The 13,702-nt window shown below is 70.6% G+C and carries 13 protein-coding genes; 8 read left to right on the forward strand and 5 right to left on the reverse strand.

Going from position 1 to position 13,702, the window contains the following annotated elements:
* The first annotated feature begins 91 nt into the window (after positions 1-91).
* The 5 genes from M2157_RS21385 to cseC all read left to right on the forward strand — a co-directional run bounded on the left by M2157_RS21385 (position 92) and on the right by cseC (position 4,607).
* Complete coding sequence (locus tag M2157_RS21385) at positions 92-1,045, forward strand: A/G-specific adenine glycosylase (protein ID WP_280863301.1); 954 nt, start codon at positions 92-94, stop codon at positions 1,043-1,045.
* 235 nt (positions 1,046-1,280) lie between these two features.
* Positions 1,281-1,823: a SigE family RNA polymerase sigma factor gene (locus M2157_RS21390; protein ID WP_069764672.1), complete on the forward strand. Its 543-nt coding sequence runs from the start codon at positions 1,281-1,283 to the stop codon at positions 1,821-1,823.
* On the forward strand, positions 1,808-2,485 hold the full coding sequence (locus M2157_RS21395) for a hypothetical protein (protein ID WP_280863302.1): 678 nt from the start codon (positions 1,808-1,810) through the stop codon (positions 2,483-2,485). Before M2157_RS21390 ends, M2157_RS21395 begins: the two co-directional genes overlap by 16 nt.
* Positions 2,486-2,551: 66 nt before the next feature.
* A complete protein-coding gene (gene cseB, locus M2157_RS21400; RefSeq protein ID WP_280863303.1) occupies positions 2,552-3,256 on the forward strand; it encodes a two-component system response regulator CseB in 705 nt (234 codons plus the stop codon).
* Positions 3,257-3,272: 16 nt separating this feature from the next.
* Positions 3,273-4,607 carry a two-component system sensor histidine kinase CseC gene (gene cseC / locus M2157_RS21405; protein ID WP_280863304.1) on the forward strand — a complete coding sequence of 445 codons (1,335 nt, stop codon included), beginning with the start codon at positions 3,273-3,275 and terminating at the stop codon, positions 4,605-4,607.
* Positions 4,608-4,721: 114 nt separating this feature from the next.
* Here cseC and M2157_RS21410 read toward each other — a convergent pair whose 3' ends face one another.
* The 4 genes from M2157_RS21410 to M2157_RS21425 all read right to left on the reverse strand — a co-directional run bounded on the left by M2157_RS21410 (position 4,722) and on the right by M2157_RS21425 (position 8,211).
* Positions 4,722-5,621 carry a class I SAM-dependent methyltransferase gene (locus M2157_RS21410; protein ID WP_280868259.1) on the reverse strand — a complete coding sequence of 300 codons (900 nt, stop codon included), beginning with the start codon at positions 5,619-5,621 and terminating at the stop codon, positions 4,722-4,724.
* Positions 5,612-6,049 carry a VOC family protein gene (locus M2157_RS21415; RefSeq protein ID WP_280863305.1) on the reverse strand — a complete coding sequence of 146 codons (438 nt, stop codon included), beginning with the start codon at positions 6,047-6,049 and terminating at the stop codon, positions 5,612-5,614. Before M2157_RS21415 ends, M2157_RS21410 begins: the two co-directional genes overlap by 10 nt.
* Complete coding sequence (locus tag M2157_RS21420; protein WP_280865972.1) at positions 6,046-6,540, reverse strand: helix-turn-helix transcriptional regulator; 495 nt, start codon at positions 6,538-6,540, stop codon at positions 6,046-6,048. The genes M2157_RS21415 and M2157_RS21420 overlap by 4 nt, the downstream gene beginning before the upstream one ends.
* Before the next feature lie 105 nt (positions 6,541-6,645).
* Positions 6,646-8,211 carry an MDR family MFS transporter gene (locus tag M2157_RS21425; RefSeq protein ID WP_280863307.1) on the reverse strand — a complete coding sequence of 522 codons (1,566 nt, stop codon included), beginning with the start codon at positions 8,209-8,211 and terminating at the stop codon, positions 6,646-6,648.
* 143 nt (positions 8,212-8,354) lie between these two features.
* Here M2157_RS21425 and M2157_RS21430 point away from each other — a divergent pair, with 143 nt between their 5' ends.
* Positions 8,355-8,951 (forward strand): TetR/AcrR family transcriptional regulator, encoded by a 597-nt coding sequence (locus M2157_RS21430; protein WP_280863308.1) that lies wholly within the window; start codon positions 8,355-8,357, stop codon positions 8,949-8,951.
* Positions 8,952-8,963: 12 nt separating this feature from the next.
* Here the strand turns inward: M2157_RS21430 and M2157_RS21435 are convergent, their stop codons facing one another.
* Positions 8,964-9,512, reverse strand: a complete 549-nt coding sequence (locus M2157_RS21435; RefSeq protein ID WP_266515528.1) for a M23 family metallopeptidase — start codon at positions 9,510-9,512, stop codon at positions 8,964-8,966.
* Positions 9,513-9,884: 372 nt separating this feature from the next.
* Here M2157_RS21435 and M2157_RS21440 point away from each other — a divergent pair, with 372 nt between their 5' ends.
* The gene (locus M2157_RS21440; protein ID WP_280865973.1) at positions 9,885-10,517 is read left to right on the forward strand and encodes an HAD family acid phosphatase; all 633 of its coding nucleotides are present in this window, start codon (positions 9,885-9,887) and stop codon (positions 10,515-10,517) included.
* Positions 10,518-10,655: 138 nt separating this feature from the next.
* Positions 10,656-13,697 carry an NACHT domain-containing protein gene (locus M2157_RS21445; RefSeq protein WP_280865974.1) on the forward strand — a complete coding sequence of 1,014 codons (3,042 nt, stop codon included), beginning with the start codon at positions 10,656-10,658 and terminating at the stop codon, positions 13,695-13,697.
* Positions 13,698-13,702: the final 5 nt, after the last annotated feature.

Consider the following 13,702-nt stretch of genomic DNA (forward strand, 5'->3'; position numbering starts at 1 on the left):
TCTGGCCACGACTGTGGCGGCCATCCGGTCCGAGCGACCCGTCCCTCAGAACACTCGTCCACCACCTCCGGCATGGCAGGATCGGAAGGCCATGACTGCGCCCACGAAGCCCCAGCCCCAGCCCAGGCCCCCGCACAGCAGCCCCGCCGACGGCATCATCGACGCTGCTCCCGGAGCAGGCCTGCACTCCCCCGTCATCGACTGGTTCGACGAGCACGCCCGGGATCTGCCGTGGCGGCGGCCCGAGGCCGGGCCGTGGGGGGTGATGGTCAGTGAGTTCATGCTCCAGCAGACGCCCGTGAACCGGGTGCTGCCGGTATACGAGCAGTGGCTCGCGCGGTGGCCGCGGCCCGCCGATCTGGCCGCGGAGGCGCCCGGCGAGGCCGTGCGTGCCTGGGGCCGGCTCGGCTATCCGCGCCGGGCACTGCGGCTGCACGGCGCCGCGGTCGCCATAACGGAACGGCACGGCGGTGACGTACCGACGGGCCACGCGCAGCTGCTCGCGCTGCCCGGGATCGGCGAGTACACGGCCGCCGCCGTCGCCTCCTTCGCGTACGGGCAGCGGCACGCGGTGCTGGACACCAATGTGCGGCGGGTGTTCGCGCGGGCGGTGGCCGGCGTTCAGTACCCGCCGAACGCCACGACCGCCGCCGAGCGCAAGCTCGCCCGCGCGCTGCTGCCGGAGGACGAGAGCACCGCCGCACGCTGGGCCGCGGCCTCGATGGAGCTGGGCGCGCTGGTGTGCACGTCCAGGAACGAGAGCTGTGTGCGCTGTCCCATCGCCGCCCAGTGCGCCTGGCGGCTCGCGGGCAAGCCCGAGCACGACGGGCCGCCGCGGCGCGGGCAGACGTACGCCGGTACCGACCGCCAGGTCCGCGGCAAGCTGCTCGCCGTGCTGCGGGAGGCCCATGCACCGGTGCCGCAGGCGGTTCTCGACCGGGTGTGGCACGAACCGGTACAGCGGGCACGGGCGCTGGACGGTCTGGTCGCGGACGGGCTCGTGGAGCCCCTGCCGGGTGGTTTGTATCGGCTGCCGTTGACGTAGCCCAACAAGGAGCCAACCGGCAAATCCCCCTGAACCGGCGCGAATGACCGCGCCGGTTTACCCCTTTTCGGCTTCCGTTACACAACCGACGGACAGCCTATTGCCAGCCGCGCGCTGCTCCGCACAGCCCCGTGACAACTGCTCCGTAGCTTGATTGCCATGCCGCACACCAGGCGGCGCACATGCGATGAGAACCGGCAGGGACTGCCGGAACGGGGATCAGGAGGCGGTCTACATGGCGCAGGGCGAGGTGCTCGAGTTCGAGGAGTACGTCCGCACCCGGCAGGACGCGCTGCTGCGCAGCGCACGCCGTCTGGTCCCGGACCCGGTCGACGCGCAGGACCTGCTCCAGACGGCGCTCGTGCGGACGTACGGCCGCTGGGAGACCATCGAGGACAAGCGGCTCGCGGACGCCTATCTGCGCCGGGTGATGATCAACACCCGCACGGAGTGGTGGCGGGCGCGCAAGCTGGAGGAGGTGCCGACCGAGCAGCTCCCGGACGCCTCGGTCGACGACTCCACCGAGCAGCACGCGGACCGCGCCCTGCTGATGGACGTCATGAAGGTGCTCGCCCCCAAGCAGCGCAGTGTCGTGGTGCTGCGACACTGGGAGCAGATGTCCACGGAGGAGACGGCCGCAGCCCTCGGCATGTCGGCCGGAACGGTCAAGAGCACGCTGCACCGGGCGCTCGCCCGGCTCCGCGAGGAGCTTGAGGCCCGCGACCTGGACGCACGCGCGCTGGAGCGTGAGGAGCGGGAGCGTTGCACGGCGGCCTGACCGAGCCCGGGCCCACCCGGCCGGACCTCACTCCGGTCCGGGGGATCTTCCAGGCGGCGAGCACGGCGGCGGTCGTGCTGGCCGCCCTCGCCCTTTTCGTCTCCGCCTGCGCCACCGGCGGCACCGGCACCCGTGACGAGGGTCCGGCACACGCGGTCGCGGAGGCCGGCGCCTCACCCTCCGCCCTGCCGTCCGCCCTGGCCTCCCCGCGTCTGGACCGGAAGGGCGCGGTCGCTCTCCTCAGGTCGGACCCGAAGGTCTCCGCGGCGGTCAAGCGCGATCTGGAGCCCTGTGGCACCGACCAGTACCCGGTCGACATGTTCTACGGCGACCTCACCGGCGGCTCGGCCGACGACGTCGTCGTCAACGTCGTGACCTGTGCGGATCTGGTGGGCGTCGGCTCGTACGTGTATCGCGAGCAGGGCGGTTCGTACCAGAATGTCTTCCAGACCGAGGAGCCTCCGGTCTACGCCGAGATCGACCGCGGCGACCTGGTGGTCACCAAACAGGTGTATGAGAAGGGTGACGCGGTGTCGGACCCGTCCGGCGAGAACGTGATCACGTACCGCTGGGCCTCGGGGAAGTTCGCCGCCGTGTACAAGACGCACAGCGACTACAGCAATGTCGTCGGCACGGACCCGACGCCGGTGCCCGACAACTGAACCGATCGGGCCGCCCGGAACGATCCCCCAGTGACCGCATCGACACCGAAGAGTGAGAGCGCCCGGATGGCAGACCAGACCCACGTGCTGTTCGTCGAGGACGACGACGTCATCCGCGAGGCCACCCAACTCGCCCTGGAGCGGGACGGCTTCGCGGTCACCGCCATGCCCGACGGACTGTCCGGCCTGGAGGCGTTCCGGGCGGACCGCCCCGACATCGCCCTGCTGGACGTCATGGTCCCGGGCCTGGACGGCGTCAGCCTGTGCCGCCGTATCCGCGACGAGTCCACCGTGCCGGTGATCATGCTGTCGGCGCGCGCCGACTCGATCGACGTGGTGCTCGGTCTGGAGGCCGGCGCCGACGACTACGTGACCAAGCCGTTCGACGGTGCCGTCCTGGTCGCCCGGATCCGTGCGGTGCTGCGCCGCTTCGGGCACGCGGGCGGGGCCGACCGGGGCGAGGAGAGCGCGGGCGCGGCCGCCGGGGGCGTGCTGTCCTTCGGCGAGCTGGAGATCGACACCGAGGGCATGGAGGTGCGCAGGGCCGGGCAGCCGGTCGCGCTCACCCCGACGGAGATGCGGCTGCTCCTCGAGTTCTCCTCCGCGCCCGGCACGGTCCTGTCCCGCGACAAACTCCTGGAGCGGGTGTGGGACTACGGCTGGGGCGGTGACACCCGGGTCGTCGACGTTCATGTGCAGCGGCTGCGGACGAAGATCGGCCAGGACCGGATCGAGACGGTCCGTGGCTTCGGCTACAAGTTGAAGGCCTGAGCGGGGGACCTGGGGTATGCGGGGGATCCTTCGGGGCCCGGTGGCGGACCGGCTGGCCGTGCGGACCGGGCTGAGGTGGAAGCTGAGCGCGGCCATCGCGCTGGTCGGCGCGCTCGTGGCGGTCGCGCTCAGTCTGGTCGTGCACAACGCGGCGCGCGTCTCGATGCTGGACAACGCGCGCGACCTCGCGGACGAACGGATCCAGATCGCCCAGCGCAACTACGAGCTGACCGGCAAGCCGAACTTCCCCAGCATCGCGGTCGACGACCGTCATCTGCCGCCCGCGCTGCGCGAGAAGGTCGAGGAGGGCCGCCGGGCGACCTACGTCTCCGACCGGCCCGACCGCGGCCCGGACATCTGGGCGGCCGTCCCGGTCAAGGGCGGCCATGTGCTGTCCCTGCACACCGGGTTCACCGACCGCAGCACCGACATCCTCAACGACCTCGACCAGGCCCTGGTGATCGGCTCCATCGCGGTCGTCCTCGGCGGCAGCGCGCTCGGCGTGCTCATCGGCGGGCAGCTGTCGCGGCGGCTGCGGAAGGCGGCGGCCGCGGCCAACCAGATGGCCAAGGGCGAGACGGACGTACGGGTGCGGGACGCGATCGGCGGGGTCGTACGGGACGAGACCGACGACCTCGCCAGTGCGGTGGACGCCATGGCGGACGCTCTCCAGCAGCGGCTGGAAGCCGAGCGCCGGGTCACCGCGGACATCGCGCACGAACTGCGGACACCGGTGACGGGCCTGCTGACGGCGGCGGAGCTGCTGCCCCCGGGCCGGCCCACGGAACTGGTCCTGGACCGGGCGAAAGCCATGCGCACCCTCGTCGAGGACGTCCTGGAGGTGGCCCGCCTCGACGGCGCCTCCGAGCGGGCGGAGCTCCAGGACATCCTGCTCGGGGAGTTCGTCGCCCGGCGGGTGGCGGCCAAGGACCCGGAGATCGAGGTGCGCGTGGTGCACGAGTCGGAGGTCATGACCGACCCGCGCCGCCTGGAGCGCGTCCTGTTCAACCTCCTGGCCAATGCCGCCCGGCACGGCAAGCCGCCCGTCCAGGTCACCGTCGAGGGCCGGGTCATCCGCGTTCGCGACCACGGACCCGGCTTCCCCGAGGACCTCCTCGCGGACGGCCCGAGCCGCTTCCGCACGGGCAGCGCGGACCGCGCGGGTCACGGCCACGGGCTCGGACTGACCATCGCGGCTGGGCAGGCACGGGTGCTGGGGGCACGGCTGACGTTCCGCAACGTCCGTCCGGTCGGCACCCCGGAGGGCACCCCGGCAGAGGGCGCGGTGGCCGTACTGTGGCTGCCGGAGCACGCCCCTACGGCCACCGGAAGCCATCCGATGCTGCCGTGACCTGCGCCAGCACCAGCTCCTCTCCCCTGGACCGTCGCACCCCGTCCGCCCGCCCCCCGAAGGACGCCCCGGCGAAAGTCACGGTGGCCGTACTGTGGCTGCCGGAGCACGCCCCTACGGCCACCGGAAGCCATCCGATGCTGCCGTGACCCGCGCCAGCACCAGCTCCTCTCCCCTGGACGGTCGCACCCCGTCCGCCCGCCCCGCGAAGTAGCGCCGGTCCAGCTCCTCCGACGGCACGTGCCGGGCCTCGCGGAAGCCGGACTCGCGGGCCAGGGCCAGGATCTCGGAGGGCCGGAAGAAGCTCAGGAACGGCGTCCCCGCGGCCCGTGCGCCCGCGACGGCGGCCTCGAGCTGTGGCCGCTGGTCCGGCTCGACGTCCTCCATGGGCCGCAGGAAGGTCGTGACCAGCATGGAACCCGGGGCGAGCCCGGCGACCAGGCGGAACGTGGCCGCGACCGCCTCCCGGGTGAGGTACATCGTGACGCCCGTGGAGGCGACCACCGCGGGCCGCGCGGGATCGAGCCCCGCCTCGACGAGCCGCCCCCACCAGTCCCCCTCGAAGTCGACCGGCACGAGCCGCAGCCACTCGGGCACGCCGAGCCCGAGGTCCATGAGCCGCCGCCGCTTCCAGGCCTGCGGGCCGGGCCGGTCGACCTCGAAGACCCGCAGCCCGCTCGACGCGGCGACCTCGGGCCTGCGCTGGGCGAACGTGTCGAGACCGGCGCCGAGGACGACGTACTGGTCCACCCCTCGTCCGACCGCCCCGACGACCAGGTCCTCGACGAACCGGGCCCGGGCCACGATCGACGCGCGGGTGCGACGCGTGGCGTCCACGTCCATGTCGGGGCGGTCGCGCCAGCCGTCGTCCGGGTCCGCGAGCCGCAGCCCGATCTCGTCCTCCAGGACATGCGGCGGCGGATCCGCGCGGACGTGCAGGGCCCGCCAGAGGGCGACCCGCACGGCCGTGTGGTCCGCCGCGGCCAGTTCCTCCCCGGTCTCCGTCACGCCCAGTCCTTCGAGAAGTCGAGCTCCTCGCGGCGCTGGGTCAGCGAGTACCAGTTGCCGTTGTCGTCGCGGAAGATCGCCTCGATGCCGTACGGCCGCTCCTGCGGTTCCTGGATGAACTCCACCCCGCGCGCCCGGAACGTCTCGTAGTCACCGCGGCAGTCGTCCGTACGGAACGCTCCGGCGCCCATCACGCCCTTGCCGACGAGCTTCTTCAGCGCCTCGGCGGACTCCGGGTCCAGACCCGGGCCGTCGAGGCTCATCAGCGCCAGCTCGACGCCGCCCTGCTGCTCCTTGGCGCTGACGGTGACCCATGTCATCTCACCCATCGAGACCTCGCTGCGCACCTCGAAGTCGAGCTTCTCGGTGAAGAAGGCCTTCGTGCGTTGCTGGTCGAAGGTCCATACGGTGGCGATGCCCAGTCCCTGGATCATGACTCTGCTCTCCTGTCGTGCGGGGGTTCCTCTCCGTCACCGTAGGCAGGGCCGGGACCGGGCCGCTTCTTCAAAGTTGCGGTCCTCTTCGCGTCTCTCGCGGTGGGGAATCCGCCGGCCCAGAGCATGGCGTAGCACCCGGGGATCAGGGAGGCGCCGCGGCCCACGTGCTTGGTGCGGTACTCGCTCGGGGTGAGCCCGGTCCGCGCCTTGAAGCGGGCGGAGAAGGTGCCGAGGCTGCTGAAGCCGACCAGGTGGCAGATCTCGGTCACGCTCAGATCGGCACCTCTCAGCATCTCCTCGGCCCGCTCGATCCGCCGGTGCGTGAGGTACTGCCCGGGCGTCTCGCCGTACGCCTCCTTGAAGGCCCGGAGGAAGTGATACCGCGAGTACCCGGCATGCGCCGCCACGGCGTCCAGGTCCAGGTCCGGATCGGCCCAGTCCCGGTCCATGGCGTCCTTGGCGAGCCGGATCTGCCGCACCTTGTCCATGAGGCCGATGGTGGCACGCGGCACTGACATCGACCCCGCGAGCGCGCACGAAGAAGGCCCCCGGGGCGGACACCGTCCGGGGGCCTTCGGTTCAGGAGGGTCGGCTCAGACCTCGACCAGCGGAGCCGGCGCCGCGTCGTCCGCCGACTTCTGCGGTCCCGCGCCCTTCAGCGGCACCTCCTTGACGAACACCGCCGCCACCAGCGCGACCACGGCGACGATCGAGCCGAGCAGGAACGCCGAGTGCGTGCCGGCCGACACCGCGTACTGGTACGCCTCGCGCACCGCGTCCGGCAGCTTCTCCAGGCTCTTCGCGTCCAGCTGCGCGGACTGCTCGGTCACCTTGGAACCCAGCGCCCCGCCCCGCTCGGCCATGGTGTCCTGGACCCGCTGGTTGAACAGCGCGCCCATGATGGCGACACCGAAGGAGGAGCCGAGGGTACGGAACAGGGTGGTGGACGAGGACGCGACGCCCATGTCCTTCATCTCCACGCTGTTCTGCGCGACCAGCATGGTGATCTGCATCAGGCAGCCCATGCCGAGACCGACGACGGCCATGAAGATGCCGGAGGTGAGCCGCGAGGTCCCCGTGTCCATCGTCGACAGCAGGTACAGCCCGATGACCATCAGGACGCTGCCGAGGACCGGGAAGACGTAGTACCGCCCGCTGTTGGTGGTGACCCGGCCCGCGACCATGGAGGTCACCAGCATCGCGCCGAGCATCGGCAGGAGCAGCAGCCCGGAGTTGGTGGCGGAGGCGCCCTGCACGGACTGCTGGTACAGCGGCAGGAAGAGGGTGGCGCCGAACATCACGAATCCGGTGATGAAGCCGATGATCGACATCAGGGTGAAGTTGCGGCTGCGGAAGATGTGCAGGGGCACGACCGGCTCGGCGGCCTTGGTCTGCCAGAACACGAACCCGACGAGCGCGGCGACGCCGATCCCGATCAGCTCCATGATCCGCGCGGACGTCCAGGCGTACTGCGTGCCGCCCCAGGTGGTCACGAGCACGATGGAGGTGATGCCGACGGTCAGCAGCGCGGCGCCGAGATAGTCGATCCGCGCCTGCGCGCGCTTCGCCGGCAGGTGCAGTACGACGCTGATGAGGCCGAGCGCCACCACGCCGAGCGGCAGGTTGATGTAGAAGGACCAGCGCCAGCCCCAGTTGTCGGTGATGGTGCCGCCGACCAGCGGACCGCCGATCATCGCGAGCGCCATGACGCCGGCCATCATGCCCTGGTACTTGCCGCGCTCCCGGGGCGGGATCAGGTCACCGATGATCGCCATGACGCCGACCATCAGACCGCCGGCGCCGAGGCCCTGCACAGCCCGGAAACCGATGAGCTGCCCCATGTCCTGGGCCATTCCGCTGAGCGCGGAGCCGATCAGGAAGAGCACGATCGACGTCATGAAGACGCCCTTGCGGCCGTACATGTCGCCGAGCTTGCCCCAGAGCGGGGTGGCGGCCGCGGTGGCCAGCGTGTAGGCCGTGACGACCCACGAGAGGTGTTCGAGTCCGCCGAGCTCGCCCACGATCGTCGGCATGGCGGTGCCCACGATCATGTTGTCGAGCATCGCGAGCATCATGGTGATCATCAGCGCGAGCAGGACGACCCGCACGCTGCGCTGTTTCTTTTCCGGCTCCGTCTCGACCGTCTGTGTGTCCGCCATCGTTCCCACTCCCCTGAGGTCCTGCGGTACTGCCCCCGCCGGGGCACTTACTTGCCGCCCGGCTAGTTGTCTACACTGGGGAAGGTAGAGGCGTAACTAGCCGGGCGTCAAGTAAGTTTTATGGAAAGCCGAGGAGCAAGAGGATGGGCGGCACCATGGACGTCACGAAGCAGCAGAGGCGCGGCAACACGCGCCAGCGCATCCAGGACGTAGCCCTCGGACTCTTCGCGGAGCAGGGGTACGAGAAGACGTCACTGCGGGAGATCGCCGAGCACCTGGACGTGACCAAGGCGGCGCTCTACTACCACTTCAAGACCAAGGAAGAGATCCTCGTCAGCATCTTCGACGATCTGACGCAGCCGATCCTCGACCTGATCGAGTGGGGCAGGAAGCAGCCGCACACGCTGGAGACCAAGCAGGAGATCGTCCGGCGCTACAGCGAGACCCTGGCCGGCGCGGCACCGCTGTTCCGCTTCATGCAGGAGAACCAGGCGGCGGTCCGCGAACTGCGCGTCGGCGAGACCTTCAAGGAGCGCATGCAGGGGCTGCGCGAGATCATCATCGATCCGGAAGCGGACCTGACCGACCAGGTCCGCTGCGTCAGCGCGATCTTCACCATGCACGCCGGGATGTTCTTCCTCCAGGACATCACCGCCGACCCGGAGGCCAAGCGCAAGGCGGTCCTGGAGGTGGCGACGGACCTGGTCACCCAGGCCCACCGGAGCAGCGCGAAGGCGTAGCCGGTCAGCCGCTCAGACCTTGACGCCCTTGGCCCGCAGGAAGGCGACCGGGTCTATGGCGGAGCCGTAGTTGGCGGTCGTGCGGATCTCGAAGTGCAGGTGCGGGCCGCTGGAGTTGCCGGTGTTGCCGGACAGGGCGATGCGCTGGCCGGTCTTGACGACCTGGCCGACCTTGACCTTGATCCGGGAAAGGTGGGCGTACTGCGAGTACTTCCCCTTGCCGTGCTTGATCACGATGGCGTTGCCGTAGGCGGAACCGTCACCGGCACCCCTCGGGCCGGCCTTGACGACGGTACCGCCGTGCGCGGCGACGACGGCCGTACCGCTCGGCACGGCGAAGTCCTGCCCGCTGTGGGTGGAGTGCCACATGCTCCCGGCCTGCGCGTAGCTGGCGCTGAGCGTGTACTTCTTCACCGGGTCGACCCAGGAGGCCGAGGAGGACGCGGCCGAGGCGACTCCGGCGCCCAGCGCGACCGTCGTCCCGACGGACGCGGCCACGACGGCAACACGGGTGCGGAGCAGGGACGTACGGGAAGAGCGGTTGAAGGCGCGCTGGAACATCAGAACCTCATGAAAGCCGGGGACAGGAAACCATCCGGCGCACAGCGGCGGCCGGATGGGACAACCCTTGGTACCCCCGGGGTTCAAAAACCCCCAAACAGCACATCTACGACGGACTGTAGTAATAGGCCTCGGCGGGCTGCGCCAGAAGCCCCCCTCTTGCCCTGAATGTCTCCACTATTCCGCCTAGTAACGGACAAATCGCCTGTGCGGCAAGTCACCGGCAGCCCGAAGGCGAAAGCCATGTCATGTGACGCACGCCTCTGGCTTCCTACCAATCAGTAACCCTACGGTTCCCCTCGCGCCACCCTCACCAACAAACATGCACGGGACAACTGCAGCGTTTCCGGACGTGAGAGGACCCCCACCACCGTGACAAGCCGACGCCCCTGGGCGCACCGCATAGCCGTGAGCACCGTCTCCGCAGCCGCACTCGTCGCCCTGGCCGTCCCCGCCGAGGCCGCGACGACGACCACCAGCGCTTCCCCGACCGCGACGGCCGCCGCCGAAGACGTCGACTACGCCACCTGGCAGACCGACTGCCAGGCCGTGATGGGCCAGGCCCTCCCCTACCTGAAGACACGTATCGCCGCCACCAGGCCCGGCGAGAAGCAGGCGATCGTCTTCGACATCGACAACACCACCCTGGAGACGGACTTCGGCTTCAGCTACCCCGCGCCGGCCAACAAGCCCGTCCTGGACGTCGCGAAGTACGCCCAGGAGCACGGGGTATCCCTGTTCTTCGTGACCGCCCGCCCCGACATCATCGCCTCGGTGACCGACTACAACCTCAAGCACGTCGGCTACCAGGTCAGCGGCCTCTACGTCCGCAACTTCATCGACCTCTTCAAGGACGTCGCCGCCTACAAGACCGCCCAGCGCGTCGCCATCGAGAACAAGGGCTACACGATCATCGCGAACATCGGCAACAGCGCCACCGACCTGTCGGGCGGCCACGCCGAGAAGACCTTCAAACTCCCGGACTACAACGGTCAGTTGTCCTGACCTCCGACGGCGCGGAATCCGGACCGCACTTCTGCGGCCCCGCTCACCCGCACCGATCGGGCACCGTGGCTTGAAGTCGGCCTGATCCGCCGGACCGGCCTTAGGCTCCATCCGTCGCAGCGCACACGGGGGTGGCGGATGGAGCCGGCGGTACTCGGCAGCAAACTGGCGTCCGGACTGGTCGGCCAACTGGTGAGGAAACTCTTCCGGCCGGACGGTCCCGGCGCCGGCCTGGTGGACAAACCCGTCCGGCTCTCCGCCCTCGTCTCCTTCCGAGGCGAGCAGCGCACCCTCGGCGAGAAGCAGGTCCACGCCCTGGCCCGCAGCATGGTCCGCGCGGCCGTGGACTCCCCGGGCGAGCCGCCCTTCCCGGCCGAAGAGGAAGCCGCCGTCACCGACGCCCTCACGCGCCAACTGCTCGCCCTGGGCGACCTGGACATGAACGACGTGCAGGCCGTACGCCTCGGCTACCGCGAGCTCGCCAGGAAGCTGCGCCACCAGGCGCCTCCCACCGCCGGGCTCTCCGCCGACGCCTGCTACTTCCTCGACAACGCGATCGAGTGGGCCTGCCTGCAGATCCTGGAGTTCTTCACCCGGCGTTCCACCTTTGTAGCCCGCACACTCGTCGAGCAGACCCGCGCCCAGACCGAACTCATCGCGAAGATCGACGAGTTGCTCGCCCGCAGCCCCCGCCCCGGCGCCCAGGACCGCACCTTCGAACGCCGCTATCTGCCGTACGTCACCGACCGCCACAACCACATCACCATCTACGGCATCGACCTGCGCGACTCCCCGGACCGCTGGCCCCTCGAAGTCGCCTACCTCAGCCTGGAGGCGACGGCCCCGGACGACCGCGCCCTCCCGGAGGACCGTCCCGGAGCCGTCCGCGTCACCGTCCAACTCCCCGCCGAGGAAGCCCTCCTGACCCACGACCGCGTCCTGCTGCGCGGCGACGCGGGCTCCGGCAAGACGACGCTGGTCCAATGGCTGGCGGTCACAGCCGCGCGCGAGGCCACGCACATCCCGTACGTCCTCCCCCTGCGCACCCTGATCCGCACCGGCTCGCTCCCCGCACCCGCCGACTTCCTGACGCAGGTGAGCTGCCCCCTGTCCGCTCCCGAAGGCTGGACGGAACGGGTCCTGACCGCGGGCCGCGGCCTGATCCTCGTCGACGGCCTGGACGAGATCCCGGCCGCCGACCGCCACCGCACCCGCGACTGGCTGCTCGCCCTCATCCACGCCTACCCCGGCAACCGCTGGCTCCTGACCTCCCGGCCCACCGCCGTACGCCCCGACTGGCTGGCCACGGAGGGCTTTCGCGAACTGACCCTGGCCCCGATGCGCCGCGCGGACGTGTCCACCTTCGTCCACCGCTGGCACACGGCGGCCCGGGCCCCGGAGTACGAGGGCCCGCTCCTCGACAGCCTCCGCACCAAACGCGACCTCGCCCGCCTCGCCACCAACCCCCTGATGTGCGGCCTGATCTGCGCCCTGCACCGGGAGCGGCGGGGCTACCTCCCCACCGGCCGCAAGGAGCTGTACGACGCCGCCCTCACGATGCTGCTCTCGCGCCGCGACCGGGAGCGGGGCATGGGCGCGGTGGCCGAGGTGGAACTGGGTGCGGAGGCCCAGCTGGAGCTGCTGCAGCGCCTGGCGTACGCGCTGGTGCTGAGCGGCCGTACCGAGATGGACCGCGCCACGGCCGAGGGGATGGTGGACCGCTGCCTGCCGACGATCGGCCGGCCGGGGGACGCCGCGACGGTGCTTCGATCGCTGCTCCTGCGCAGCGGCCTGCTCCGCCAACCCGCCGACGGGACCGTGGACTTCGTCCACCGCACCTTCCAGGACTATCTGGGCGCCCGTTATGCCGTGGAGGAAGGCCACCTCGACGTCCTCACCAGCCACGCGGACGACACCCAATGGGAGGACGTGATCCGCATGGCGGTGGCGCACGCCCGGCCCCGGGAACGGGCCTCTCTGATACGGCAGTTGCTCCTCTGGGACACCCCGCGTCTGACGCTGCTGGCCCTGGCCTGCCTGGAACACGCGGCGACGCTGGATCCGCAGGTGCGGGCGGAGGTGGAGCAGCGGGCCGGAGCCCTGATCCCGCCGCGGTCGGCGGAGGATGCGAAGGCGCTGGCGGAGGCGGGACCGCTGGTCCTCGAACTGCTGCCCGGCCCCGCGGGCCTGACGGACGAGGAAGCACTGAACATCACGATCACCGCCTCGGCGCTGGGTTCGGAGGAACCGGAAGGGGCGCTGGGGGTCCTGCGTCAGTTCCGCGGGCACCCGCATCTCGATGTGCTGCGGCAACTGGTCGGCACCTGGGGCCGGTTCCCCACGGACCAGTACGCGGCGGAGGTGCTGGACCACCTTGATCACGAGGACCTCTACATCACCTGCGAGTCGGCCGAGCAGCGGGCGGCGCTGGCCGGGATGCGCCCCTGGAGCAACCTGTCCTTCCGGGACGACCACCGCGCCGAGGAGATCGTGGCCGCGGTGGCGGCACCCGAGGCGGTGACGCACCTCCGCCTGATCGACAATCGGGAGTTCGACGATCTTGGCGCCCTGCTGGCCTTCCGCTCCCTCGAGGTGCTGTGGCTCGACTGCCCGTGGGCGTACGGCCTCGACCGGCTCGCCCCGCTGCCTCTCGTCGACCTCTTCTGCGCGGAGATCGCCAGCCTCAAGGGGATGGCGGCACTGCGCTCGCTACGACGGCTCGGGGTCGAACGGGAGCTTCCCGGTGGCCGCCTCACCGATGTCCTGCCGGTCGGCTCCCCGCTGGAACGGCTCTCCCTGGGCAGGCTGAGCACGAACCACACGGGTCTGCGCGGGCTGGAGCACTGGACGAGTCTGCGGGAACTGTGTCTGACGCTGACGAACGCGCTGACAGCCGCCGACTGGCAGGCGGTGGCCGCATTGCCCCGGCTGACGGAGCTGCAGCTGCAGGCGTGGACCTTGGGGGACGCGCAGGGCGTCGTCGCTCCCATACCGGAGCTGGGGGCCGTCGAGAGCCTGCGCATCTCGGGGCTGGACGGCACCGAGGACTTCTCCTCGCTGGCGCGCAGGCTGCCGGCACTGCGCTCGGTGACCCTGGTGAGCCTGACCGGGTTCTCCGTCTCGCTCGCCCCCTTGGCGAAGCACTTCCCCGGAGTCGAGGTGGCCCTGGTCGAGCGCTGAGAAAG

Origin of the sequence: Streptomyces sp. SAI-127 (genome assembly GCF_029894425.1) — a bacterium.
GTDB lineage: Bacteria > Actinomycetota > Actinomycetes > Streptomycetales > Streptomycetaceae > Streptomyces.

Bases quoted from the DNA above. Each gene is read 5' to 3' on its own strand.
- M2157_RS21385 (WP_280863301.1), top strand. From the start codon at position 92: ATGACTGCGCCCACGAAGCCCCAGCCCCAGCCCAGGCCCCCGCACAGC.
- M2157_RS21390 (WP_069764672.1), top strand. From the start codon at position 1,281: ATGGCGCAGGGCGAGGTGCTCGAGTTCGAGGAGTACGTCCGCACCCGG.
- cseB (WP_280863303.1), top strand. From the start codon at position 2,552: ATGGCAGACCAGACCCACGTGCTGTTCGTCGAGGACGACGACGTCATC.
- cseC (WP_280863304.1), top strand. From the start codon at position 3,273: ATGCGGGGGATCCTTCGGGGCCCGGTGGCGGACCGGCTGGCCGTGCGG.
- M2157_RS21415 (WP_280863305.1), bottom strand. From the start codon at position 6,049: ATGATCCAGGGACTGGGCATCGCCACCGTATGGACCTTCGACCAGCAA.
- M2157_RS21420 (WP_280865972.1), bottom strand. From the start codon at position 6,540: ATGGACAAGGTGCGGCAGATCCGGCTCGCCAAGGACGCCATGGACCGG.
- M2157_RS21425 (WP_280863307.1), bottom strand. From the start codon at position 8,211: ATGGCGGACACACAGACGGTCGAGACGGAGCCGGAAAAGAAACAGCGC.
- M2157_RS21430 (WP_280863308.1), top strand. From the start codon at position 8,355: ATGGGCGGCACCATGGACGTCACGAAGCAGCAGAGGCGCGGCAACACG.
- M2157_RS21435 (WP_266515528.1), bottom strand. From the start codon at position 9,512: ATGTTCCAGCGCGCCTTCAACCGCTCTTCCCGTACGTCCCTGCTCCGC.
- M2157_RS21445 (WP_280865974.1), top strand. From the start codon at position 10,656: ATGGAGCCGGCGGTACTCGGCAGCAAACTGGCGTCCGGACTGGTCGGC.